The sequence below is a fragment of the Burkholderia sp. JPY481 genome (assembly GCF_038900515.1).
Taxonomy (GTDB): domain Bacteria; phylum Pseudomonadota; class Gammaproteobacteria; order Burkholderiales; family Burkholderiaceae; genus Paraburkholderia; species Paraburkholderia youngii.
The window spans coordinates 66,585-89,105 of the sequence record NZ_JAYMRT010000016.1; the positions used below are offsets into that span (position 1 = coordinate 66,585).

Annotated in this window: 26 protein-coding genes and 1 riboswitch; of the genes, 4 read left to right on the top strand and 22 right to left on the bottom strand. The window is 65.4% G+C overall.

Features of this window, described 5'->3' with window-relative positions; genetic code table 11:
• Positions 1 to 84: 84 nt before the first annotated feature.
• The 18 genes from hisB to VSR82_RS30085 all read right to left on the bottom strand — a co-directional run bounded on the left by hisB (position 85) and on the right by VSR82_RS30085 (position 15,473).
• Positions 85 to 672 carry an imidazoleglycerol-phosphate dehydratase HisB gene (gene hisB / locus VSR82_RS30000; RefSeq protein ID WP_176110143.1) on the bottom strand — a complete coding sequence of 196 codons (588 nt, stop codon included), beginning with the start codon at positions 670 to 672 and terminating at the stop codon, positions 85 to 87.
• Between the two features lie 114 nt (positions 673 to 786).
• Positions 787 to 1,857 carry a histidinol-phosphate transaminase gene (hisC, locus tag VSR82_RS30005; protein ID WP_498858299.1) on the bottom strand — a complete coding sequence of 357 codons (1,071 nt, stop codon included), beginning with the start codon at positions 1,855 to 1,857 and terminating at the stop codon, positions 787 to 789.
• Between the two features lie 143 nt (positions 1,858 to 2,000).
• Positions 2,001 to 3,335, bottom strand: a complete 1,335-nt coding sequence (hisD, locus tag VSR82_RS30010; protein ID WP_368584349.1) for a histidinol dehydrogenase — start codon at positions 3,333 to 3,335, stop codon at positions 2,001 to 2,003.
• Between the two features lie 59 nt (positions 3,336 to 3,394).
• Positions 3,395 to 4,096, bottom strand: coding sequence for an ATP phosphoribosyltransferase (gene hisG, locus VSR82_RS30015; RefSeq protein WP_176124279.1), 702 nt, complete (start codon positions 4,094 to 4,096; stop codon positions 3,395 to 3,397).
• On the bottom strand, positions 4,093 to 5,355 hold the full coding sequence (gene murA, locus VSR82_RS30020; RefSeq protein WP_429461756.1) for a UDP-N-acetylglucosamine 1-carboxyvinyltransferase: 1,263 nt from the start codon (positions 5,353 to 5,355) through the stop codon (positions 4,093 to 4,095). Before murA ends, hisG begins: the two co-directional genes overlap by 4 nt.
• A 111-nt stretch (positions 5,356 to 5,466) precedes the next feature.
• The gene (locus tag VSR82_RS30025; protein ID WP_013090701.1) at positions 5,467 to 5,706 is read right to left on the bottom strand and encodes a BolA family protein; all 240 of its coding nucleotides are present in this window, start codon (positions 5,704 to 5,706) and stop codon (positions 5,467 to 5,469) included.
• 15 nt (positions 5,707 to 5,721) lie between these two features.
• Complete coding sequence (locus VSR82_RS30030) at positions 5,722 to 6,486, bottom strand: ABC transporter permease (RefSeq protein WP_368584350.1); 765 nt, start codon at positions 6,484 to 6,486, stop codon at positions 5,722 to 5,724.
• Positions 6,483 to 7,415, bottom strand: a complete 933-nt coding sequence (locus tag VSR82_RS30035; protein ID WP_013090703.1) for an ABC transporter ATP-binding protein — start codon at positions 7,413 to 7,415, stop codon at positions 6,483 to 6,485. The genes VSR82_RS30030 and VSR82_RS30035 overlap by 4 nt, the downstream gene beginning before the upstream one ends.
• 190 nt (positions 7,416 to 7,605) lie before the next feature.
• Complete coding sequence (locus VSR82_RS30040) at positions 7,606 to 7,926, bottom strand: STAS domain-containing protein (protein ID WP_368584351.1); 321 nt, start codon at positions 7,924 to 7,926, stop codon at positions 7,606 to 7,608.
• Positions 7,923 to 8,555: an MlaC/ttg2D family ABC transporter substrate-binding protein gene (locus VSR82_RS30045; RefSeq protein WP_368584352.1), complete on the bottom strand. Its 633-nt coding sequence runs from the start codon at positions 8,553 to 8,555 to the stop codon at positions 7,923 to 7,925. Before VSR82_RS30045 ends, VSR82_RS30040 begins: the two co-directional genes overlap by 4 nt.
• Before the next feature lie 114 nt (positions 8,556 to 8,669).
• Complete coding sequence (locus VSR82_RS30050; protein ID WP_429461753.1) at positions 8,670 to 9,734, bottom strand: MlaA family lipoprotein; 1,065 nt, start codon at positions 9,732 to 9,734, stop codon at positions 8,670 to 8,672.
• A gap of 11 nt (positions 9,735 to 9,745) precedes the next feature.
• Positions 9,746 to 10,285 carry an outer membrane lipid asymmetry maintenance protein MlaD gene (gene mlaD / locus VSR82_RS30055; RefSeq protein WP_368584354.1) on the bottom strand — a complete coding sequence of 180 codons (540 nt, stop codon included), beginning with the start codon at positions 10,283 to 10,285 and terminating at the stop codon, positions 9,746 to 9,748.
• 91 nt (positions 10,286 to 10,376) lie between these two features.
• Positions 10,377 to 11,144: a lipid asymmetry maintenance ABC transporter permease subunit MlaE gene (mlaE, locus tag VSR82_RS30060; protein ID WP_013090708.1), complete on the bottom strand. Its 768-nt coding sequence runs from the start codon at positions 11,142 to 11,144 to the stop codon at positions 10,377 to 10,379.
• Positions 11,141 to 11,962, bottom strand: a complete 822-nt coding sequence (locus tag VSR82_RS30065; RefSeq protein WP_368584355.1) for an ABC transporter ATP-binding protein — start codon at positions 11,960 to 11,962, stop codon at positions 11,141 to 11,143. The genes mlaE and VSR82_RS30065 overlap by 4 nt, the downstream gene beginning before the upstream one ends.
• Before the next feature lie 94 nt (positions 11,963 to 12,056).
• Positions 12,057 to 13,160: a thiamine phosphate synthase gene (gene thiE / locus VSR82_RS30070; protein ID WP_429461750.1), complete on the bottom strand. Its 1,104-nt coding sequence runs from the start codon at positions 13,158 to 13,160 to the stop codon at positions 12,057 to 12,059.
• Positions 13,157 to 13,972 (bottom strand): thiazole synthase, encoded by an 816-nt coding sequence (locus VSR82_RS30075; RefSeq protein WP_429461748.1) that lies wholly within the window; start codon positions 13,970 to 13,972, stop codon positions 13,157 to 13,159. Before VSR82_RS30075 ends, thiE begins: the two co-directional genes overlap by 4 nt.
• Positions 13,973 to 14,079: 107 nt before the next feature.
• Positions 14,080 to 14,277 (bottom strand): sulfur carrier protein ThiS, encoded by a 198-nt coding sequence (gene thiS, locus VSR82_RS30080; protein WP_368584358.1) that lies wholly within the window; start codon positions 14,275 to 14,277, stop codon positions 14,080 to 14,082.
• A gap of 65 nt (positions 14,278 to 14,342) precedes the next feature.
• Positions 14,343 to 15,473 carry an FAD-dependent oxidoreductase gene (locus VSR82_RS30085; protein ID WP_429461746.1) on the bottom strand — a complete coding sequence of 377 codons (1,131 nt, stop codon included), beginning with the start codon at positions 15,471 to 15,473 and terminating at the stop codon, positions 14,343 to 14,345.
• Positions 15,474 to 15,694: 221 nt separating this feature from the next.
• Positions 15,695 to 15,818: riboswitch (TPP riboswitch) on the bottom strand.
• A gap of 428 nt (positions 15,819 to 16,246) precedes the next feature.
• Here VSR82_RS30085 and VSR82_RS30090 point away from each other — a divergent pair.
• The 4 genes from VSR82_RS30090 (at position 16,247) to VSR82_RS30105 (ending at position 20,283) form a co-directional block, all read left to right on the top strand.
• Positions 16,247 to 17,998, top strand: coding sequence for an ABC transporter ATP-binding protein/permease (locus VSR82_RS30090; protein WP_498858300.1), 1,752 nt, complete (start codon positions 16,247 to 16,249; stop codon positions 17,996 to 17,998).
• 233 nt (positions 17,999 to 18,231) lie between these two features.
• Positions 18,232 to 18,705, top strand: a complete 474-nt coding sequence (locus VSR82_RS30095; protein WP_429461744.1) for a hypothetical protein — start codon at positions 18,232 to 18,234, stop codon at positions 18,703 to 18,705.
• A gap of 64 nt (positions 18,706 to 18,769) precedes the next feature.
• Positions 18,770 to 19,438 (top strand): hypothetical protein, encoded by a 669-nt coding sequence (locus tag VSR82_RS30100; RefSeq protein WP_429461742.1) that lies wholly within the window; start codon positions 18,770 to 18,772, stop codon positions 19,436 to 19,438.
• Positions 19,439 to 19,539: 101 nt separating this feature from the next.
• A complete protein-coding gene (locus VSR82_RS30105; RefSeq protein WP_429461740.1) occupies positions 19,540 to 20,283 on the top strand; it encodes a response regulator in 744 nt (247 codons plus the stop codon).
• An 82-nt stretch (positions 20,284 to 20,365) separates the two neighbouring features.
• Here the strand turns inward: VSR82_RS30105 and VSR82_RS30110 are convergent, their stop codons facing one another.
• The 4 genes from VSR82_RS30110 to VSR82_RS30125 all read right to left on the bottom strand — a co-directional run bounded on the left by VSR82_RS30110 (position 20,366) and on the right by VSR82_RS30125 (position 22,272).
• Positions 20,366 to 21,037 carry a flagellar basal body L-ring protein FlgH gene (locus tag VSR82_RS30110; protein WP_429461738.1) on the bottom strand — a complete coding sequence of 224 codons (672 nt, stop codon included), beginning with the start codon at positions 21,035 to 21,037 and terminating at the stop codon, positions 20,366 to 20,368.
• 113 nt (positions 21,038 to 21,150) lie between these two features.
• The gene (locus VSR82_RS30115; protein ID WP_429461736.1) at positions 21,151 to 21,864 is read right to left on the bottom strand and encodes a hypothetical protein; all 714 of its coding nucleotides are present in this window, start codon (positions 21,862 to 21,864) and stop codon (positions 21,151 to 21,153) included.
• Between the two features lie 3 nt (positions 21,865 to 21,867).
• The gene (locus tag VSR82_RS30120; RefSeq protein WP_410850225.1) at positions 21,868 to 22,065 is read right to left on the bottom strand and encodes a DUF6726 family protein; all 198 of its coding nucleotides are present in this window, start codon (positions 22,063 to 22,065) and stop codon (positions 21,868 to 21,870) included.
• Positions 22,066 to 22,080: 15 nt separating this feature from the next.
• Entirely contained in the window at positions 22,081 to 22,272 is a 192-nt protein-coding gene (locus VSR82_RS30125; protein ID WP_429461734.1) for a hypothetical protein, read from the bottom strand.
• Positions 22,273 to 22,521 lie beyond the last annotated feature (249 nt).

Below are 22,521 nucleotides of genomic sequence, written 5' to 3' on the forward strand. Positions count from 1 at the left end.
GCCCGATGAGTCGCGTGAAGGTGAGTGGCCTGGAGACGTTGGGGGCGGTGAAACCCTGTGTTATAGCCTGCTACGGCCGTTGCGTCAGAGACTGCCCTTGGTCGACGGAATCTGTCCGGCCGCGCGCTCGTCGAGCTCGACGGCCATGCGCAGCGCGCGCCCGAACGCCTTGAACACCGTTTCGAGCTGGTGGTGAGCGTTGATGCCGCGCAGATTGTCGACATGCAGCGTCACGCCGGCATGGTTCACGAAGCCGCGGAAGAATTCGATCGACAGGTCGACGTCGAACGTGCCGATGCGCGCGCGCGTGAACGGCACGTGGAATTCGAGGCCCGGACGGCCGGAAAAATCGATCACGACGCGCGACAGCGCTTCGTCGAGCGGAACGTAGGAATGACCGTAGCGGCGGATGCCCTTGCGATCGCCGATCGCCTTCGCGACGGCCTGGCCGAGCGTGATACCGGTGTCTTCGACCGTGTGGTGGTCGTCGATATGCAGGTCGCCATGCGCTTCGATCTCGAGGTCGAACAGCCCGTGGCGGGCGATCTGGTCGAGCATGTGGTCCAGGAACGGCACACCGGTGGCCAGCTTCTGCTGGCCGGTGCCGTCCAGGTTGATCTTCACACGGATCTGCGTTTCGCTGGTGTTGCGAACGACTTCCGCAAGGCGCATGGCAATTCCTCGAATCTGGCTTAAAAGCGCTAGTAATGTGGGGTGGACGAATGGCGGGCCGCTCAATGCAGCCGTTCAATGCAGCGGCTCAGTGCCGCCGCTCAATGGAGCGGATTACCGCAACACGAGTTTCAGGCCGGCGAGCAACTGGGCGTTCTCGTTCGGCGAACCGACGGTCAAACGCACACAGTTGTCCAGCAATGGGTGCATTTTACTCACGTTTTTGATCAGAATACGTGCCGTTAGCAGGGTTTCGAACAATACCGACGCATCGGGCACCCGCACGAGCAGGAAGTTGCCCGCGCTGTCGAACACTTCGGCGCCCGGCAGCGCGGCCACCGCCTGCGCGAGCTTCTCGCGTTCGTCGCGCAACTGCGCGGCCTGCGCGTCGAGCACGCCGATGTGGTCGAGCAGGAAACCGGCGGTGGCCTGCGTCAGCACGTTGGTGTTGTACGGCGGGCGCACCTTGTCGAATTCGGTCAGCCACGCGGGCTTGCCGACCAGGTAACCGAGCCGGATTCCGGCGAGGCCCAGCTTCGACACCGTGCGCATCACGACGACGTTGTCGAACTGGTCGGCGCGCGGCAGCCAGCTCTTCTGCGCGAACGGCTGATACGCCTCGTCGATCACGACGAGACTCTTGCCCGCCGCGGCGATGATGCGCTCAATTCCGGCGTCATCGAACAGCGTGCCGGTCGGGTTGTTCGGATACGCGAGATAGATAAGCGCCGGTGCGTGCTCGGCGATCGCCGCGAGCATCGCGTCGGTATCGAGCGTGAAGTCGGCTTTCAGCGGCACGCCGACGAATTCGAGATGCGCCAGCTTCGCCGACATCTGATACATGACGAAGCCCGGCACCGGTGCGAGCACCTTCGCGCCCGGCTTCGAGCACGCGACCGACATGATGCTGATGATTTCATCGGAGCCATTGCCGAGCAGCACGTCGCAACCCGCCGGCACGCCCATCACTTGACGGATGCGCTCGATCAACTGCTCGGGACGCGGCGCCGGATAACGGTTCAACGCGACGCCCGCCAGACGCTCGCCGAGATGCGCGGCAAGTTCCGACGGCAGCGTAAACGGGTTCTCCATCGCGTCGAGCTTGATGAAGCCGGTTGCGTCCGGAACCGGATAGCTCGTCATTGCGAGCACGTCGCTGCGGATGATGTCTTGAGGTGTCGTCATAGCTTCGGGGCCGGGCCGTGCGAAGACCGCCGGCTCGGCGTCGGTGCAGGGCGTTCGGGTTAGTCTCTGTGGTCGTTATTGAACGGGGCGGGTGGGCTCGATGCATCGCTCGCGCGGCAGTCTCCGCCCTCGCCGCTTCCGCCTCAGCCGCGTTCGTTGTTGTTCAGCCGCATCCGGAATTCGGCGCTGCGTGCGTGCGCTTGCAGACCTTCGCCGTATGCGAGTTCGGCGGCGATCTCGCCGAGCGTCTGCGCGCCTTCCGCGCTGACTTCGATCAGGCTCGAACGCTTGAAGAAATCATAAACGCCGAGCGGCGACGAGAACCGTGCGGTACGCGACGTCGGCAGCACATGGTTCGGGCCCGCGCAGTAGTCGCCGAGGCTCTCGCTCGTGTAGCGGCCAAGGAAGATCGCACCCGCGTGGCGGATTTGCTGCGCCCACTGATGCGGCTCCAGCGCCGAAATTTCGAGGTGCTCCGGCGCGATGTCGTTGGCGATCGCGCAGGCCTCGGCCATGTCGCGCACCTTGATCAGCGCGCCGCGGTTTTCGAGCGACGTGCGGATCACCTCGTGGCGCGGCATCGTGGGCAGCAGTTCGTCGATCGCTTCCTGCACACGCGCGATGAACGCGTCGTCCGGGCACAGCAGGATCGACTGCGCGAGTTCGTCGTGCTCGGCCTGCGAGAACAGGTCCATCGCGACCCAGCGCGGATCGGTCGTGCCGTCGCACAGCACGAGGATTTCCGACGGCCCCGCGATCATGTCGATGCCGACCGTGCCGAACACACGACGCTTCGCCGACGCGACATACGCGTTGCCGGGGCCGCAGATCTTGTCGACCGCGGGAACGGTCTGCGTGCCGTACGCGAGCGCGCCCACCGCCTGCGCGCCGCCGATCGTGAACACGCGATCGACACCGCCGAGCAATGCCGCCGCGAGCACGAGCGGATTCTTCACACCGTCCGGCGTCGGCACGACCATCACGATTTCGCGCACGCCGGCCACTCGCGCCGGAATCGCGTTCATCAGCACCGACGACGGATACGCGGCCTTGCCACCAGGCACATAGATGCCCGCGCGATCGAGCGGCGTGACCTTCTGGCCGAGCACGGTGCCGTCAGCTTCGGTGTACTGCCAGCTATGGCTGCCGCACTCGATCTTCTGCTTCTCGTGATAGCCGCGCACGCGCGCCGCCGCCGCTTCCAGCGACGCACGCTGCTTCGGCTCGAGACTTTCGAGCGCCGCTTCGAGCTCCGCCATCGGCAGTTCGAGCTCGGCCACGCTTTTCGCATCGATGCGGTCGAAGCGGTTCGTGTACTCGAGCACTGCCTCGTCGCCTCGCGCCTTCACGTCGTTCAGAATCTGCGCGACCGCGCGCTCGATGGCTTCGTCTTCGCTCGCCTCGAACGCGAGCACCGCATGCAGCGACTTGTGAAAGTCGGGAGCGGTGGAATCGAGCTTGCGAATCTTGATAGACATACAGGTATCCGTTTCGGTAAGGCGCTGAGTCGCAGCGTGATCAGAGTGCCATCGTTCAGTCAGGCCGCCGGGGCGCCGGTTTTCGACGACGCATTGGCAAACGCGTCGAGAATCGGCCGCAAAGCGGCGCGTTTCAGCTTCAGCGCTGCCTGGTTCACCACGAGGCGCGACGAAATCTGCATGATCTCCTCCACCTCGACCAGATTGTTCGCGCGCAGCGTATTGCCCGAGCTGACCAGGTCGACGATCGCGTCGGCGAGGCCGACCAGCGGCGCGAGTTCCATCGAACCGTACAGTTTGATCAGATCGACGTGCACGCCCTTGGCGGCAAAATGCTCACGCGCGGTTTCAACATACTTGGTCGCAACCCGCAGACGCGCGCCCTGGCGCACTGCGTTCGCATAATCGAAACCCGCCGCGACCGCGACCGACATCCGGCAACGCGCAATGTCCAGGTCGACCGGCTGATACAGACCGCTGCCGCCATGCTCGAGCAGCACGTCCTTGCCGGCCACACCGAAGTCGGCCGCGCCGTACTCGACATAGGTCGGCACGTCCGTCGCGCGCACGATGATCACGCGCAGGTTCGGGTCGGTGGTCGGCAGGATCAGCTTGCGCGAGCTCTCCGGATCTTCGGCGACTTCGATGCCGGCCGCCGCGAGCAGCGGCAGCGTTTCCTCGAAGATACGCCCTTTCGACAACGCGAGCGTGAGCGGCGCGCTCACCGCCGGCGACGACGACGTTTGCGGCATCGAACTCATGCCTGACTCCCGGAAACGCGGCGCACCTTCGCACCGATCGCGTTGAGCTTCGCTTCCATGCGGTCGTAGCCGCGATCGAGGTGATAGATGCGGTCGATCAGCGTTTCACCCTCGGCGCGCAGCGCGGCGATCACGAGACTCGCGGATGCGCGCAGATCGGTGGCCATCACCTTCGCGCCGGACAGTTTCTCGACGCCGGTGACGAGCGCGGTGTTGCCGTCGATCGTGATGCTCGCGCCGAGACGGTTCAGCTCCTGCACGTGCATGAAGCGGTTTTCGAAGATCGTCTCGACGACCTGCGAGGTACCATCCGCGATCGTGTTGAGCGCCATGAATTGCGCCTGCATGTCGGTCGGGAACGCCGGGTATTCGGAGGTGCGGAAGGTGACGGCGCTCGGGCGCTTGTCCATCCGCACGCGCATCCAGTCGTCGCCTTCCTCGACCGTCACGCCCGCTTCGCGCAGCTTTTCGGTGACGGCTTCGAGCAGCAGCGGACGCATCTTGCGAAGCGTGACGTCGCCGCCTGCCGCCGCGACCGCGCACAGGAAGGTGCCCGCTTCGATGCGGTCCGGAATCACCGTGTGCTTCGCACCGTGCAGCTTGTCGACGCCCTGGATCACGAGGCGATCCGTGCCGATGCCTTCGATCTTCGCGCCCATCGCGACGAGCAGGTGCGCGAGGTCGACCACTTCGGGTTCGCGCGCGGCGTTCTCGATGATCGTTTCGCCTTCCGCGAGCACCGCCGCCATCAGCAGGTTCTCGGTACCGGTCACGGTGATCATGTCGGTGACGATGCGCGCGCCCTTCAGACGCTTCGCGCGCGCTTCGATGAAGCCGTGCTCGATCGTGATCTCGGCGCCCATCGCCTGCAGACCCTTGATGTGCTGGTCGACCGGACGCGCGCCGATCGCGCAGCCGCCGGGCAGCGACACGCGCGCATGACCGAAGCGCGCGACGAGCGGACCGAGCACGAGGATCGACGCGCGCATCGTCTTCACCATCTCGTACGGCGCGACGAGGTTGTCGACCTTCGACGCGTCGAGCGCGACGCGCCCTTCGCCTGCCTCGATACGCACGCCCATCTGGCCGAGCAGCTTGAGCATCGTGCGCACGTCCTGCAGATCGGGCACGTTCTCCAGATGCACCGGATCGGCGGTCAACAGACCCGCGCACAGGATCGGCAATGCCGCGTTCTTCGCACCCGAGACGACAACTTCACCGGAGAGCGGGTAGCCACCTTCAATGATGATTTTATCCATGCCTGTCGGTTCCTGATCGGCCCGGTTCGCGCCCGGACCTGCTTTGTCTGTGTTCGGCGCGCCGCTAGCTGCGTCGCGCCCTTCGTGAGTAACTCGCACTAAATTTCCAGATTACGCGTTCTGCCATTCGGCGGGCGTCAGCGTCTTCATGCTGAGCGCGTGGATTTCTTCGCGCATGCGCTCGCCGAGCGCCGCATACACGAGTTGGTGACGCTGGATCAGGCGCTTGCCTTCGAAGCTCGGCGAGACGATCGTCGCAAAGAAATGCTGACCGTCGCCTTCGACTTCGAGATGCTCGCACGCGAGTCCAGCTGCAATGTACTGTTTGACCTGTTCGGGAGTCGGCAACATGAGAGAAGCTCCTCGTCAGTGGCGCAGCTTGTAGCCGGTGGCGAGCATGCGCATCGCCACGACAGCCAGCACCACAAAGAAACCGGCGACGATCGCGAGGCTCACCAGCGGGTCGATATCCGACACGCCGAAAAAGCCATAGCGAAAGCCGTCGATCATGTAGAAAAACGGATTGAGCCGCGATACTTCGCGCCACCCGGGCGGCAGCGTATGCGTCGAGTAGAACACGCCCGACAGGAACGTGAGCGGCATAATCAGAAAGTTCTGGAACGCGGCGAGCTGGTCGAACTTCTCGGCCCAGATGCCGGCAATCAGACCCAGCGTGCCGAGGATCGCCGCGCCGAACATCGCGAACACGATGATGTAGAGCGGCGAGGTGAAAGCGAGCGGCACGAACCAGATCGTCACGATGAACACGCCGAAGCCGACGCACAGCCCGCGCGCCACGGCCGCGAGCACGTAGGCCGCGAACATCTCATAGTGCGACAGCGGCGGCAGCAGCACGAACACGAGGTTGCCGGTGATCTTCGATTGAATCAGCGACGAAGAACTATTCGCGAACGCGTTCTGCAGCACGCTCATCATCACGAGACCTGGAATCAGGAAGCTCGTGTATTCGACGCCCGGATAGACCTCGACGTGGCCGCGCAGCGCGTGGCCGAAGATGGTCAGATAAAGGAGCGCGGTGATGACCGGCGCGAGAACGGTCTGGAACGATACCTTCCAGAAACGCAGCAGTTCTTTGTAAAACAGCGTGCTAAATCCACTGTAGCCGCTCATGCGAGCCCCTCGATCACTTCTGGACCGTTCATCACCTGAACGAATACGTCTTCGAGGTCGGCTTTGCGGACCTCGATTTCTTCGAATGTACAACCGGCCGCGCGGCATTGCGCGAGGATACGCTCGACGTCGTCGTAGCTCGTCAGGCGCAGCAGGTGCTGGCGGCCATTGCCGTTGCCCGCGCCGCTTTCCGCCTCGAGTGGACGCAGATCGGCGGGCAGCACGCCGTGCGCGAAGCGCACGAACAGCTGCATGCCGGCGAAGCGCTGCAGCAGCGTGCTGGTGCGATCGAGCGCAACGACCTCACCACGGCGCAGCATCGCGATGCGGTCGCACAGCGATTCGGCTTCTTCCAGGTAGTGCGTGGTCAGCACGATCGTGTGGCCTTCACGATTCAGGCGCGAGATGAACTTCCACAGCGTCTGGCGCAGCTCGACGTCGACGCCCGCGGTCGGCTCGTCGAGCACGATCACCGGCGGACGGTGCACGAGCGCCTGCGCGACCAGCACGCGGCGCTTCATGCCGCCCGACAGCGCGCGCATGTTCGCATCGGCTTTTTCGGTGAGATCGAGATTGGCCATGATCTCGTCGATCCATGCGTCGTTGTTGCGCAGACCGTAGTAGCCCGACTGGATGCGCAAGGTTTCGCGCACCGTGAAGAACGGATCGAACACGAGTTCCTGCGGCACCACGCCGAGCGCGCGGCGCGCATTGCGGAAATCGTCGACGACGTCGTGACCGCGCACCGCGATGCTGCCTTCGTCGGCGCGGGCGAGACCCGCGAGTATGCTGATGAGCGTCGTCTTGCCCGCGCCGTTCGGACCGAGCAGTCCGAAGAACTCGCCTTCTTCGACCGTGAGGCTGACGCCCTTGAGCGCCTGCAAGTCCTTGTAGCGCTTCTTGACGTTACGAATTTCTATGGCTGACATGACTATGGGCCGCGCGCGTCGCGGCGCCTGAAGTAGCCCCGATGGAGCTTGGGGACGTGCAAATGCTGGAAGAAACGGAACCGGGGCCGATTAGGGGGCCAGTTCAACGCCCCAAAAAAACGTTTGATTATAGGGCAAAAACTGACACCCCCGGCCTGGCCGGAAGGGGGGAGACGACGCTAGAGGAGCGTCAATGTCGCGCTGACGCAACCATGCTGGAGGCGACAGGAGAGAGAAGCGTATCGACGCCGTAGGCCTGCGCGAGACTGGCGAGACCAGCCGGCAGATTGACGATTTCGAACTTGCCGCCACGCGCCGCCGCGGCCCGCACCCACGCGAGCAGGACGGCGAGCGCCGACGAATCGAATTGCTTGAGCGGCGCGCAATCGACGCCGCGCGCGCCCGCCGCAATGCGTTGCAGACCCGCCGCGAGCGCGGCCTTCGCGCTCTCGTGGGTCAGCGTCGCGCCGCTGTCGAAGCGGTTCGCGACCTGGTTCAGCACGTCGCTCACGACTGCTTGCCCGCGGCGAGTTGCTGATTGCGCTGCGTGAGGAACTGGATCAGTCCGTCCACGCCCTTCTGCTGGATCTGCTCGTTGAACTGCTGCTGATATGCCTGGATCAGCCACGCGCCGAGCACGTTGAGGTCATACACGCGCCAGCCTTGCGCCGTCTTGTACAGACGGTAGTCGAGTTCGATCGGTTGGCCATTGTTCATCACGACCGAGCGCACCACGGTGTCGGTGTCGTCCGGGTTCATGCGGAACGGCTTGAACTGGATCTGCTGGTCGCGCACCTGCGCGAGCGCGCCCGAGTACGTGCGGATCAGCAGCATCTTGAACTGCTCGACCACCTGGTTTTGCTGCTCGGGCGTCGCGGTGCGCCAGTTGCGGCCCATCGCGAGCTGGGTGGTGCGGCGGAAGTCCGTGTACGGCAGGATCTTTTCGTTGACGAGCGCCGTGATGTGGGTGATGTCGCCCTGCTGGATCGACTTGTCGCCGCGAATCGCGTCCATCACCTGCTGGGTGACGGTTTTGATCAGCACCTCGGGGGAGTTGGTGTCGACGGTTTGCGCCGATGCGCCCGCGCTGATGAATGAAAACAACACGGCAAACAACGGAATCAGGAAGAATTTTTTCATATCGAGCTTTGCCTCAAAAATAGTGCAACAGTTTGAACGGACCTTATCACGCGAGTTCGACGGCAATCCATGCGCAAACTGCGAGAGTCGTATCGATCTGTTACGGCTGCACGTTCAATGCAATCTGAACGACGGGAAGTTGAAGCGCGTGGGCGGCACCAGCTGACCGGCCGGAATCTGCGTTTCAGGGCCGCCTTTCAGGTCTAGCGGTGGGGTTTCGGTGCCCGACGCAGCCTCCGGCGCCGACGCGCCCTGCGGTGCCGATGCGCCCTGCGGTGTTGCCACGGCCGCGCCGGATGCGGGAGCCGCCTTTGCCGGAGCACCCTGCGTGCCCGCGGCAGCGCCCGCCGCACCGGTTGCAGCGCCGGCCGGCGCACCTGCCGCCCCCGCGGCCGCGCCCGTCTCGCCTTCGTCGTACTTCGGCAGCGGCGCTTCCTCTTCATAGCTCGGCAGGTCCTGCGGACGCCGGCGGTTATCCGAGAGCAGATACTGGCGGCGCTGCAGATACGCATTGCGCACGAACGAGTATTTGTCGAGCGCCGCGCCTTCCAGCAGGTTGCTCGCGCCGAGCAGGTTCGCGCGCGTATTGACGATGTTCAAGCCCCACAAGGCCCAGCTCAGGCCCGGCGGATCGATGTAGCTGATCGGGTTCACGTAGTAGTTGCCGAGCGAGCCGAATGCGTCGCGCACCGTGCTCGGCCCGAACAGCGGCAGCACGAGGTAAGGGCCCGCCGGCACGCCGTAGTGGCCAAGCGTCAGACCGAGGTCGTTGTCGTGCTTGGGCAGCTTCGCGAGCGTCGCGACGTCGAACAGGCCGCCGACGCCGAACAACGTGTTGATCACGATCCGCATGATGTCCGACACGCCGTCCGCGATGCGCAACTGCAGCAGATTGTTCGCCGCGATATAGATGTCGCCGATGTTCGAGAAGAAGTTCGTCACGCTGTCGCGCACCGGCTGCGGCGTGACAAACACATAGCCCTGCGCGACCGGCTTGATCGCGTACTGGTCGACCTTGTCGTTGATGGTGAAGATCGTGCGGTTCAGCCCTTCGAACGGGTCGCCCTTGGTCGGCGTCTGCACGGTCGTGCAACCGGCGAGTAGCGCAGCCGCCATGGCGACCTTGCCGAACTGTAGGACGCGCGCGCCGCTGCGCGGGGTCTGCAGTTTCGTCTGCATCGTTGTTCTCCTTATTGGCCTGACTGGCCGGCAGCGCCGGAGGCCGGCGCTCCCGGCGCCGGTGTGGGGGCGGATGCAGCGGGCTTCGCTGCGCCGGAATCCGCGGCCTTGCTATACAGGAACTGGCCGATCAGGTTTTCCAGCACGATCGCCGATTGCGTCATCGTGATGGTATCGCCCGCCTTCAGCATTTCCGAGTCGCCGCCCGGCTCGAGCCCGATGTACTGCTCGCCGAGCAGACCCGAGGTCAGGATCTTCGCCGAAGTGTCTCTCGGAAACTCGAATTGCTTGTCGATATCGATCGTGACGAGCGCCTGGTAGGTGTTGCTATCGAAGCCGATCGACGCAACCCGGCCGACCGTCACGCCAGCGCTCTTTACCGGCGCGCGCGGCTTCAGCCCGCCGATGTTGTCGAACTTGAGCTTGACCGGGTAGGTTGCCTGGAACGACAACGAGCTCATATTGCCGGCCTTCAGCGCAAGAAACAGCAACGCCACGAAACCCAGCACCACGAACAGGCCGACCCAGAAGTCGAGAACATTCTTTTTCATCGTCATCCCAAAGTGAATCCACCGCGCCGCCGCCACTTCCCGCCGTGCGCGGCACATCGTGCGCCGCCGGAAGCCGGCACGCTGCGCGGCCTTAGCTGAACATCAGTGCGGTCAACAGGAAGTCGAGCCCGAGCACCGCGAGCGACGCGTACACGACCGTGCGGGTCGTCGCGCGCGACACGCCTTCCGGCGTCGGCTTCGCCTCGTAGCCCTGAAACAGCGCGACGAAGGTCACCGCGAGACCGAACACCACGCTCTTGACGACCCCGGCGCCGACATCGCGCCACACGTCGACGCCACTTTGCATCTGCGACCAGAACGCGCCGGCATCGACGCCGATCAGCAGCACGCCGACCACGTAACCGCCCAGCACACCGACCGCACTGAAGATCGCCGCGAGGATCGGCATCGAGATGATGCCCGCCCACAGGCGCGGCGCGATCACGACTTTGACCGGATCGACGGCCATCATTTCCATCGCGGTTAGCTGCTCGCCCGCCTTCATCAGGCCAATTTCGGCGGTCAGCGACGTGCCCGCGCGCCCGGCGAACAGCAGCGCGGTCACGACCGGCCCGAGCTCGCGCACCAGCGACAGCGCGACCAGCAGCCCGAGCGCCTGCTCGGATCCATAACGGTTCAGCGTGTAATAGCCCTGCAGCCCGAGCACGAAGCCGACGAACAGCCCGGACACCGCAATGATCACGAGCGAATAATTACCGACGAAGTGGATCTGCTTCGTGACAAGACGCGGGCGGCGCAGCAGCGGGAAAATTTCGAGCACGAGGCGCAGGAAGAAGCGCGTCGCGTAGCCGGCGGTGCCGAGCCCGGTGATGACCGAGCGACCGATCGTACTGATCATGACTGGCCTCCGCCGATGCCGAAATCCGCCGCGAGCGGCGTCTGCGCCGGATAGTGGAATCGGAACGGGCCGTCCGGCGCGCCGTCGATGAACTGGCGCACGGTCGGGTCGGTCGACGCGCGCAGCTCGTCCGGCGTGCCTTCGGCGAGCACGCCGCCGTTGGACAGGAAATACACGTAATCGGCGATCGCGAACGATTCCGGCACGTCGTGCGTGACGAGAATCGACGTCGCGCCAAGCGCCTGGTTCAGCGTGCGGATCAGGTTCGCGGTGATGCCGAGCGAGATCGGGTCGAGGCCGGCGAACGGCTCGTCGTACATCATCAGTTCGGGGTCGAGTGCGATCGCGCGCGCGAGCGCCACGCGCCGCGCCATGCCGCCCGAAATCTCCGACGGCAGCAAATCGCGAGCGCCGCGCAGGCCGACCGCGTTGAGCTTCATCAGCACGAGGTCGCGCAGCAGGTCTTCGGGGAGATCGGTGTGTTCGCGCAGCGAGAAGGCGACGTTTTCGAACACCGACATGTCGGTGAACAGCGCGCCGAACTGGAACAGCATGCCCATCTTGCGGCGCAGCGCGTAAAGGCCTTCGCGCGTCTGCCCGCCGATGTCCTGGCCATGGAACAGCACCTGGCCGCGTTGCGCGCGCACGAGGCCGCCGATCAGCCGCAGCACAGTGGTTTTGCCGCAACCCGAGCCGCCCATGACCGCGACGACCTGACCGCGACGAAAGCGCAGATTCAGATTCGACAGGACGAGCCGGTCGCCGTAACCGAAGTCGACGTCGCGCAGCTCGAGTATTGTCTCGGGGGAGGAAGGCACCAAACTGACAGTCCTTTTACACGGAAGGCCGAATTATAGGGCCATCATGCAAAAGCTGCCTTGAGGTGCCCCGTTCCTTGACTATGCCTGACGATTATTGCGTAAACGTGTGTTGCAGCGCCGAAACAGCGGCGGCCGGGTCGGCCGCTTCGGTGACCGCGCGCACCACCGCCGCGCAGCCGACGCCAGTCGCGAGCACCTCCGGCAGCACCTGCAGATCGATCCCGCCGATCGCGACGAGCGGCACCACGCCGTCGAGCAGCCGCACATAGCGCGCGAGGCGCCGCAAGCCCTGCGGCGCGGTCGGCATGACCTTGGTCGTGGTCGGGAATACGGCGCCCAATGCAATGTAGCTCGGACGAAAATGCAGCGCCTTCAGCATCTCGTAGAAGCCGTGCGTGGACAGGCCCAGGCGAATGCCCGCGTCGGCCAGCGCGGACAGATTCGCGGTATGCACGTCTTCCTGACCAAGGTGAACGCCGTACGCGCCCGCCTCGAGCGCGGCCTGCCAGTGGTCGTTGATGAACACCTGCGCGTCGTGCGCGCGGCCGGCGGCCACACAGCGGGCGATCTCGCGCTTCAGTTCGTCGGCGGGTTCGGCCGACTTGCGGCGCAACTGCACCGTCTTCACGCCGTAGCCGACTACCCGTTCGACCCAGTCCGCGGTCGGCAGCACCGGATACAGACCGAGCTTGTCCGGGCAGCGCGGGAACGCCCTGGCGGGTGCCGGCGGCAGGCCGGTCAGTCGCGGAAAGCGGCCGAGGTCGGACGGGAAAGCGTCGTCGGCGCGGGTCTCGTCGCCGTCGCGCCACGCGAGCGCGAGCACCAGTGCGTCGTGCGGATCGAAACCGCAGTCGAGGAACGCGGCCAGCGCGGGAATCCAGTCTTCCGCCAGATGACCTTCGAGGCCGTACTTCTCACCGCCCAGATGCAGCGTCGCGCGGTTTTCCGCGGCGACGATCACGCCCGCGCCCCGCGTCAGCCAGCGCGCGATCTGCTCGCCGTGCTGCTGCGCGTCGGCGATCACGATCAGGTCGCCACCGTTCGGTTCGTCCGGCGCGGTCAGGCAGATGCGCCACGGCGCGTGGGTCGGCGGCCAGTCGCCGAGCCGCGCGCGGATGCGCTCGGCGGCTTCGATGAGTTCGTCGGCCGTCGGCCAGAACAGATCGCGGTCTTTCAGCGTCAATGACTGCGTCATGCCGCACCTCCATCCTGATGCCAGAACGGCATGCCGACCACCGGCGTGCTCGCGTGCGCACTCTCGCGCTCGGCCATCGGGCCCGCGAGATACGCCTGCCGGCCCGCCTCGACGCCCAGCGCGAACGCGCGCGCCATGGCGTCGGGGTGCGTCGCCTGCGACACCGCCGTGTTCAGCAGCACGCCGTCGAAACCCCACTCCATCACCTGGGCCGCGTGCGACGGCACGCCGAGCCCGGCATCGACGATCAGCGGCACGTCCGGCAGCCGTTCGCGCAACACGCGCAGCCCGTACGGATTGATCACGCCCTTGCCGGTGCCGATCGGCGCGCCCCACGGCATCAGCGCCTCGCAGCCAGCGTCGAGCAGACGGCGGCCGATCACCAGATCCTCGGTGCAGTACGGCAGCACCTTGAAGCCATCCTTGACGAGCCGCGCGGCGGCTTCGATCAGGCCGACCGGGTCGGGCTGCAGCGTGTAGTCGTCGCCGATCAGTTCGAGCTTGATCCACTCGGTCTCGAAGATTTCGCGCGCCATATGCGCAGTGGTCACCGCTTCACCGACGGTCAGGCAGCCCGCCGTATTGGGCAGCAACGGCACGCCGTGGCGCTTGAGCAGATCGAAGAAGCCGGCTTCCGCGTTGCCCTCGTTCATCTGACGGCGCAGCGCGACGGTCACCATGCCGGGGCGCGCGGCGTCGATCGAATCGGACAGCGATTGCAGCGACGGGTAGCGCGACGTGCCGAGCAGCACGCGGCTTACGAAAGTTTGACCGTATAGCGTCAGCGCGTCGGCGCTCTGGTGAGAAGTCATTTGCATCATCCTGGTTTGCCGTCGCGGCTAGAACCGACCGCGTGACGGCAATGGGTTTTCGGCGACGGTTGTTGCGTTCGGTAAGCGGCAGGCTGGCGCGAGCGCGCTCAGCCGCCCGCGACCGGCTGCACGACGTCGAGCCGGTCGCCCGTTTGCAACGCGCGCGCCGCATGCTGCGCACGCGCGACGAAATCACCGTTGAGCGCGACCGCGAACGGCGGACGCGCTCCAAACGCGGTGAGCGCATCGGCGACGGTCGAGCCTTCGGGCAACGACAACGGCTTCTGATTGATATGAATGTCCATGGTGTTCGAATACGGTTCAATCGATGGCGCAAGCGGCATCGCGCGCGGCACGTTGGCCGCCACGCTCAGGCCGGCTCGCGCGCGAAATGCTGCTGGAACAGCTCGCTCCAGCGTGCCTCGCGCCGCCAGCCGGCAAATGCGTCGACGTCCCCTACGCGGCCGTCGAGCAGCGCGCTCGCGAAACGTACAGCTTCGTCGGCGACTTCCGGCGCGATCATAAAGCCGTGCCGATACAGGCCGTTCACGCGCAGCGTGCGCGCGCCGTCCCACAGCAGCGCGGGACGGTGATCGGGCAAGGTCGGCCGGCACTGCGAATTCAGCTCGAGGATGCGCGCCTCGCCGAAGCCCGGATGTACCGAGAACGCCGCACTCAGCAATTCGAGCGCCGAACGCACGCTGACGGGCGACATGTCCTCGCCCTCCACCTCGGTCGCGCCGATCACGTAGAGGCCGTTCTGCTTCGGCGCGATATACAGCGGGTAGCGCGGATGCAGCAGCCGCACCGGGCGAGTCAGCTGCAGGTGAGGTGCATGCACGCGCGCAACTTCACCGCGGATGCCGCGCAGCGTCGGCAGCACGGGCTTCGCGCCGAGCCCGCGGCAATCGATCGTGATGCCGGCGTCAGGCAGCGACGCGTCGCCGATCGGCGTGTTCCAGTGCGTGTCGACGCCGCGCTCGGCAAGCCCCGCGGCGAGCGCGGACAGCACCTGGCGATTGTCGAGTTGCCCCTCGCGCGGCAGCAGCCAGCCCTGATTGAAGCGGCCGGCCAACGCGGGTTCGGCGGCGCCGAGCTGCGCGCCCGAAAGCGCGACGAAGCCGCCATCGAGCAACTCGGCCGGCGCGTTCGCGCGCACGCGGCGCTCGAACAGCGGCGCCTCCGTGCGATCCGCGTGATGCCAGACGACGAGCGTGCCGTTGCGCTGAAAAAACACCGGTTCCGGCAGTTCGGAAAGCAAGCGCGGCCAGTTTTCGAGCGAACTCGCACCGAGCCGCGTGATCAGCAGCTCGGCGCTCGCGGCTTCTGCCAGCGGCGCGAGCATCGCCGCGGCGACCCACGCGGCAGCCTGCGACCCGGCGGCATTGCCGCGCTCATAGAGCGCTATGCGATGGCCGTCGCCCGCGAGGCGCCACGCGACCAGCCGGCCGCACAAACCACCGCCGAGCACCGCGAAATCAGGTCGAGCGGAACGGTTCATCGCGCGCTCTCCGTTTGATTGCGGCGGGCAAAACCAAAGCGGCACGGCACGCCGGAAGCGGCGTGACCAAGAGAAAGATGCATGTCTGAAGAATAGGCGGTCATCGAGTCCTTTCCGTACGGCCAAAAACGCACGTACCCAGGACGAAACCGGCGGGTGAAGCCGGCCGGTCACGGCGTGTGCAGGTGAGCTGCGCTCGCCGCCCGGCGGGGAATGGAAGACGGTTGCTTCCGGAAACTTCCCGCGCCGGTATTACCCGGATCGGGTGCAAAGGGTCTCTCTCAGCCTCGCCGCCCCGGCATGAAAATCATGCCGCCTGTGGGCGAAGCACCCCTGTTTCGTCGCAGGTCATTAGACCATAAAAGGCGCGGCGCCCGCAAACCAGCGGTCCGCCGTCGCTGCCGCGATTTTGATCTGGCACCGTCTAACGAGATGTCGATGCGAAGCGGCCCGGCGGTCTGGCACAATGCCGTGACCGGTGCCGAAAAAACGCGGCGCGCGCGGCACTCGTGGCCGCATGCGTGGCGGCGGAATCACGGCGGACGCCGGCCCCGAAAAATTAATTTTCGCTTAAGGGCGTCACGCCAGAATCGGGCGCCCGTCCGGACTCGCGTTCATCGCGATGGCGCGATGCCCGGCCAGGTATCGCAGACCCGCCGCAGTCACGGCCTCGCAAAGGGCCGGCTGTTAGCGGGATCGCCCGACATGGGTAACCAGATCGGACCCGTACGCCGCCGGAATGCACTTCGGGTCAGCACTTCATCAGGACGCTCATGACACCACATACTTCCGCCAGCCCCGCGCTGCCGTCCGACGAAAAGGTCTCCGCCTGGAGCCTGATCAAGCCTTACTGGGTTTCCGAGGAACGAGGCATCGCATGGGCGCTGCTCGTCGCGATCATCGTGATGAACCTGATCGTCGTCTGGATCAACGTGCGCCTGAACCGCTGGAGCGCAGACTTCTACAACGCGCTGCAACAGAAGAACGTCCACGACTTCCCGCATCTGTTGATGATTTTTACCGGACTCGCGTTCGGCTTCATCATCCTCGCCGTGTATGGGCGCTATCTGCGCCAGATGCTCGGATTCCGCTGGCGCCAGTGGCTGACCACCCGCTACCTGAACGAGTGGCTCAACGACAGCGCGTTCTACCGCATCGAGCGTGACCGCCTCGCCGACAACCCGGACCAGCGGATCAGCGACGACCTGCAGTCGTTCGCGACCACCACGCTGTCGCTGACGCTCGATCTGCTGTCGACCGTCGTCACGCTGGTGTCGTTCATCACGATCCTGTGGACGCTCGCGGGCGCGCTGAGTATTTCGCTCGGCGGCATGCCGCTGCATATCCCCGGCTATATGGTGTGGGCCGCCGCGCTGTATGCGGTGGTCGGTTCGCTCGTTATGCAGAAGGTCGGCCATCCGCTCGTGTCGATCAACTATCAGGCGCAGAAGGTCGAGGCGGATTTCCGTTTCGGTCTGATCCGGCTGCGTGAGAACGCCGAGCAGATCGCGTTCTACAACGGCATGGAAACCGAGAAGACGAACGCGTGCACGCTGTTCGGCCGCATCCGCGACAACTGGTGGCAGGTGATGAAGTACACGAAGCGCCTGACCTTCGTGCTGAGCTTCTACGGCCAGATCGCGATCATTTTCCCGATCGTCGTCGCCGCGCCGCGCTACTTCGCGGGCGCGTTCACGTTCGGCGTGCTGATGCAGATTTCGAGCGCGTTCGGCACCGTCAGTGATTCGTTCTCGTGGTTCATCAACAGTTATACGAGCCTCGTCGAATGGCGCGCGACCGTGAACCGGCTGCGCGAATTCAAGCGCGTCGTGCATGCGCCGCGTCTGAAGGAATCGGTGTCGCCGGCCACGGAACACGGCGGCATCAACCTGCATTTCGTCGACAGCAACACGCTCACCACCGACAGCCTCACGCTCGCGCTGCCCAATGGCAACCCCCTGTCGCGCATCCGCGATATCGCGATCCGGCCGGGCTCGCGCTGGCTCGTGCGCGGTCCGTCGGGCGCCGGCAAGAGCACGCTGATGCGCGCGCTCGCGGGCCTGTGGCCGTTCGGCGACGGTTCGATCGACGCGCCGGTCAATGCCCGCATGATGTTCATCCCGCAGGTCAGCTACATGCCGATCGGCACGCTGAAGGCGGCGCTCGCGTATCCATCGGCGGCGGACACCTATGGCGACGACGAATGCCGCGACGCGCTCATCACCTGCCATCTGTCGGAATACGCGGACCGTCTGCAGGAAACGGGGCACTGGACCCGCGTGCTGTCGCCGGGTGAGCAGCAGCGCTTCGCCGCCGCGCGCGTGCTGCTGCACAAGCCTGACTATCTGTTCCTCGACGAAGCGACCAGCGCGCTCGACGCGGAAAACGAGGCGCGGCTCTATCGACTGTTCACCGAGCGGTTGCCGAAGGCGGCGATCGTCAGCGTCGCGCATCGCGAATCGCTTGCTGCGTTCCATGACGAAACGCTCGACGTCGAGCGTTCGGCCGAAGCGATAGCGGCGTAAGCGACGCGCGCGGCGCTCAGGTCAAAAAAGCGCACGACGCCGCTCCGCGCGTCGTGCGAAACATCCGGAAAGACACGAGAAGAGTTCGGAAGCATTTGCGAAGCGCACAAGCTGTTCCGCGCTTTGAAAATGCCTGCGAGCAGCGACCATAGTCGTACGGGCCGCGCCATGCGTCGGCCTTCGTTGACGTCAGTCACGTCTTTGATCGCAACCGCTCTCCGGACTTCTCGCCCATGTCATTCGCTCGCCGTGTTTCACCTTTTCTCCCGTCTTTGCTCCCGCGCCTCGCGCTCGCCTGCGGCGCCGCGCTGCTCGTCACGAACACCGTCGATGCCGCGCAAACGGCCGAGCCGAATCAGCCCGCCGATATCTGCGCGGCGCTGACGCACATCGTCGATGCGAGCGATTTCCGGCAACTGCCGGGCGAGACCGCAGCGCAACTGCCGGGCGTCTCCCACTCCGACGATTGCCGCGCCACCGCGCACGCGTACGACTGCCACTGGCGCGCGCACTGGCAAGCCGACGGCGTCATCAACGATCCGCTCGAAGAACTCGGCGCCGACATCGCCGCCTGTTTTCCGCGCGTCGTGCACGACGTCAACACACCTGTGCGCCAGCATTTCGTCGTGACCACCGACGCGCGCCGCGTGAACGTCACCGCAAGCGTGCAAGGTCAGAACGAACTGCGACTGCGCGTGACGCGCTGAGCGCGCGGCCGTTGCTGCTTTCGATGACCCAGCGAATCTCGTGACCGGGATCGGGCGCCGCATTATGACCTCGCCGCCAACCGTGCGCGCGCCAGCCGCAACCAGGCCTTCGCGTCCGGGTCGGGTCGCCTCGCTGATATCGCGGCGTCGCTGCGCCCTCGCCGCCTTCGCCGCGACGCTGACACTCACGCTCGACGGCTGCGCATGGACGCTGATCCAGGCCGCCGACGCCACCGGTTCCGTGATCCAGGCCGGCTACGCGATCGCGTCTAACTACTCGTCGCCGACCTTCGTCAATGGCCGGCCCGCGGATGTGCAGCACGTGTGCATCGAAGTGAACCCGACGGTGTCGGTCGGCGATTTCGTGCCGGCGCTGCAGCTCGCGCTCGAGCGGCGCGGCATTCGTTCGGACGTCTACAATCCGGGCACTTCACCCGCCGGCTGCGAAGCGCGGCTCGTCTACAACGCCGCGATCGACTATGGGCGTCGCTCGTTCAGCGACGAATCGATCCAGTACCTGTCGATCATCGATCTGACGCTGATCCAGAGCGGTCGCATTCTGGTCACGGCGCGCTATCAGACGGGCGGCCTGAACACCGACCGCTTCTCGTCGGCCTCGGTGAAGCTTGGCGGCTTGATCGAGCGGATGGTCGTCGATCGAACCGATTTCGCGCGCCAGGAGCAGCAACAGCAGACCTTGCAGACCTCGCAGGCCTTCGCGCCGACCCACTGAATACCCGCAGCTTGGGGTTCGCTTGCAGCGTCTTACACGGGAAAGGATTGGAAAGCGGTATGCGCTTTGCGCGGCCCGTGGGCATCACTAAGATCACCTGAATGAACCAGACCATCCTGATCGTCGATGACGATCCCGTCGTACGCGAGCTCGTCAGCGAGTATCTGCACGGGCGCGGCTTTAACGTCGCCACGCTCGAAAATGGCTCGGCGTTGCAGCGCAGATTGCAGCAGGAGCGCCCCGCTCTCGTCGTGCTCGACATCATGATGCCGGAGCTCGATGGCATCAGCGCGCTGCGCGCATTGCGCGTCGCTGGCGACGACATTCCCGTGATTCTGCTGACCGCGCGCTCCGATCCGATCGATCGCGTGATCGGCCTCGAGCTCGGCGCCGACGACTATCTCGGCAAGCCGTTCGAACCGAGCGAGCTCGTCGCGCGGATTCGCACCGTGCTGCGTCGTCGCGGCTCGATCGCGCCGGGCGCGCCCGAGCAACGCGCGCCCTATCATTTCGGCCGTTTCGAAGTGAACTTCCCCGCGCGCGAACTGCGCCGCGGCGGCGAACGCATCACGCTGCGTTCGAGCGAATTCGCGATGCTGAAGGTGTTCGTCACGCATGCGATGACCGTGCTCACGCGCGCGCAGTTGCTCGAGAAACTGCACGGCAATAGCGACGCGCATCGCAATCGGAGTCTCGACGTGTCGATCTGGCGCTTGCGTCGCCTGATCGAAGTGGACCCGTCGGAACCGCGCTACGTGCAGACAGTGTGGGGACGCGGCTATGTGTTCGTGCCGGACGGCGAGATCGGCGCGGCCGAGCGCGGGCTCACGCCGCCGCTCGGCTAGCGGTGCGAGTCGAACTGATCGAAGCCAGTTGATGCGATCTGCGCGCCGCGCATAACGGGCACCGCGCTGACGCGGCCGACAGTCAAAACGTCAGCACACTCAGAAACATCCGCTGCAGCCAGCCCATCGTCGTCGCATCGTTGACCATGCCGAGGCCCGCCTGCTCGATGCGCGCGTTCGCGACCTTGCTCGACGCAACGTAATTGCCCGCTTCGATATCCTTGGGATTGACGATGCCCGACAACCGAAGACGGTCACGGGTACCGCTCATCGCGATCACCTTCTCGCCCGACACGACGAGATTGCCGCCCGACACCGTGCCGATCACGGTCACGGCGAGCGTGCCCGTCATGTCGCTGATGTCGCTCAGACGGCCCTGCCCTTTGTAGTCGGTGCTGGCCGAGCCGATGTTGAACAGTTTCGCGAGCCGCGCGGCGGCGTTCGTCGATTGGTCCGCCGCGGCCGCGGTGATGCTGCTCGCGCGGTTCGCCGATGCGCTCCCGCTGTTGTTGCCGCTATACGATTCGGACAGCCGGATCGTCAGCACGTCGCCGATATGCTGCGCGCGCGGCGTCTCATACAGCAGCAGCGGTGCGCCGGCCTGATAGATCGCGCCTTGCGTGTTGACGTTCAAAGGCGCGGATGCGAGCGGCGGCGCCATCGGCGTTTCGACGATCGACCTCGTCTGCGCGCTCGAACAGGCCGCGAGACAGCTCGCGGCGCCGAACACAAGGATGAGACGTAATGCGGTCATGCTGGCTCCGTGGCGAGAAAGATGAAATGGAGTTGAAGCGTGGCGGCGCTAGTGGGTCGCCACCCGCTTTCGGCGTTGGGCTCATTCCGATAGTCAGGCTTGCCAGACAATCATCAGCCCGCGTCGGCGCCGCTCGCCTGCCACTGCCGCACGACCGCTTTCATCCACGCATCCGAGCCCTTCAGCAGATACGTGAGCGTGCCGTTGCGGCTGCGCGGCAGAAAGCAAAGCGTGATCGAACTGACCGCGTTCTCCCATACGTACATCGGCATCGCGCCCGGTGCCGCCGCGTTGCGCGTCGCGAGACGCGGCGGCCCAAAACGATCTTCGAGCGCGTCGCGCAGATCCTCCGCGGTCAGTTCGTCGATCACGAACGACATCTCGTAGAGACGCAATGCGCCTTGCCCGTCGATACGCGTAAAGCGCATCACATGTTCGAGTGCCGGCGCGCCATCGACCACCGCCTGCGACACCGCCCAGCGCTCATCATCGCGATGCGCCCAGCGGCACGCGACGCTCAGGCTATCGTGCGATTTCAGCCGCATGCCGAGCGCACCTGCCTGCACGTCGGTCTCGCAGATCGGCACGCTGCCGATCGGCGTCGCGCGGACGGCCGAGCCCGCGCGGAATTCGTCGATCGTGATGCCGAGCGCGACGCCGCGAAACGAAAACGGCGCGTCCGGCAAGCGCCGCCGCGTGTCGGTGACGACGATATTCGATGCCGCGCTGGCCGCCTTCGGACTGCGCGCGTCAGGCTGCGCATGCGCGGCGCACGTCAGCACACCGCCGAGCAGCATCAATGCACCGACCATCCTGGTGAGCGTCATGATTCAGTCGATCGCGGAAGCGCACATGTCGAAAGGCGTCGCCGCCGCATGGCCGACGACCGGCAGCACTTTCAGGGTCGCCGCCGTGACCCGGCACGGCAGCGCCGCGGCGCCGCAGCCGCCCAGCGGCAACAGCAGCGAGCCGGCAAGGAGCCACGCCAGGGCGCGACTCCGACGCTCAGTAGTTCTGGATAACAGCACGCGGACCTCGCCAGTTCACGCCGTCGTGTTGACCAGATGACCGATGAGCCCCGTCCCCGGCACAGGCAGTGCAGGCTGCTGGAGCGCACTGCTTTGCTGCGATTTCGCCGCTGCGTTGGTGGAACCCGAACTGGAGGACTTTTCCGTGGCTGGCGTCTTCGCCAGCGTGGAGAAAGGCGCGGAACTGAGAGTGTTGTGGATCGTCATGATGGACCTCGCGAAGGTGCGCATTGCGCGCTGGTGTCGGTTGAACGACGCACGCCGTCGTCCGAGGCAGCGGACCTCGTTCGGCGTGCGGAGCGACTTGCTGCGGAACGAATCATCGCGCCGCGCAAGTGCCGACGATGGGCCAAGCAAAGCACGCTTTCGCGCGGTTGTTACGATCCGTTTCGTGGGCTTGCGAGGACTTTCCAGTGCTTGCCAGGCGTGGTCATCGCGTGGCGGTCGTTGCGGAGA

Coding starts and splice junctions, on each gene's coding strand:
- hisB (WP_176110143.1), bottom strand. CDS start 672: ATGCGCCTTGCGGAAGTCGTTCGCAACACCAGCGAAACGCAGATCCGT.
- hisC (WP_498858299.1), bottom strand. CDS start 1,857: ATGACGACACCTCAAGACATCATCCGCAGCGACGTGCTCGCAATGACG.
- hisD (WP_368584349.1), bottom strand. CDS start 3,335: ATGTCTATCAAGATTCGCAAGCTCGATTCCACCGCTCCCGACTTTCAC.
- hisG (WP_176124279.1), bottom strand. CDS start 4,096: ATGAGTTCGATGCCGCAAACGTCGTCGTCGCCGGCGGTGAGCGCGCCG.
- murA (WP_429461756.1), bottom strand. CDS start 5,355: ATGGATAAAATCATCATTGAAGGTGGCTACCCGCTCTCCGGTGAAGTT.
- VSR82_RS30025 (WP_013090701.1), bottom strand. CDS start 5,706: ATGTTGCCGACTCCCGAACAGGTCAAACAGTACATTGCAGCTGGACTC.
- VSR82_RS30030 (WP_368584350.1), bottom strand. CDS start 6,486: ATGAGCGGCTACAGTGGATTTAGCACGCTGTTTTACAAAGAACTGCTG.
- VSR82_RS30035 (WP_013090703.1), bottom strand. CDS start 7,415: ATGTCAGCCATAGAAATTCGTAACGTCAAGAAGCGCTACAAGGACTTG.
- VSR82_RS30045 (WP_368584352.1), bottom strand. CDS start 8,555: ATGAAAAAATTCTTCCTGATTCCGTTGTTTGCCGTGTTGTTTTCATTC.
- VSR82_RS30050 (WP_429461753.1), bottom strand. CDS start 9,734: ATGCAGACGAAACTGCAGACCCCGCGCAGCGGCGCGCGCGTCCTACAG.
- mlaD (WP_368584354.1), bottom strand. CDS start 10,285: ATGAAAAAGAATGTTCTCGACTTCTGGGTCGGCCTGTTCGTGGTGCTG.
- mlaE (WP_013090708.1), bottom strand. CDS start 11,144: ATGATCAGTACGATCGGTCGCTCGGTCATCACCGGGCTCGGCACCGCC.
- thiE (WP_429461750.1), bottom strand. CDS start 13,160: ATGACGCAGTCATTGACGCTGAAAGACCGCGATCTGTTCTGGCCGACG.
- VSR82_RS30075 (WP_429461748.1), bottom strand. CDS start 13,972: ATGACTTCTCACCAGAGCGCCGACGCGCTGACGCTATACGGTCAAACT.
- thiS (WP_368584358.1), bottom strand. CDS start 14,277: ATGGACATTCATATCAATCAGAAGCCGTTGTCGTTGCCCGAAGGCTCG.
- VSR82_RS30085 (WP_429461746.1), bottom strand. CDS start 15,473: ATGAACCGTTCCGCTCGACCTGATTTCGCGGTGCTCGGCGGTGGTTTG.
- VSR82_RS30090 (WP_498858300.1), top strand. CDS start 16,247: ATGACACCACATACTTCCGCCAGCCCCGCGCTGCCGTCCGACGAAAAG.
- VSR82_RS30095 (WP_429461744.1), top strand. CDS start 18,232: ATGTCATTCGCTCGCCGTGTTTCACCTTTTCTCCCGTCTTTGCTCCCG.
- VSR82_RS30100 (WP_429461742.1), top strand. CDS start 18,770: ATGACCTCGCCGCCAACCGTGCGCGCGCCAGCCGCAACCAGGCCTTCG.
- VSR82_RS30105 (WP_429461740.1), top strand. CDS start 19,540: ATGAACCAGACCATCCTGATCGTCGATGACGATCCCGTCGTACGCGAG.
- VSR82_RS30110 (WP_429461738.1), bottom strand. CDS start 21,037: ATGACCGCATTACGTCTCATCCTTGTGTTCGGCGCCGCGAGCTGTCTC.
- VSR82_RS30115 (WP_429461736.1), bottom strand. CDS start 21,864: ATGACGCTCACCAGGATGGTCGGTGCATTGATGCTGCTCGGCGGTGTG.
- VSR82_RS30125 (WP_429461734.1), bottom strand. CDS start 22,272: ATGACGATCCACAACACTCTCAGTTCCGCGCCTTTCTCCACGCTGGCG.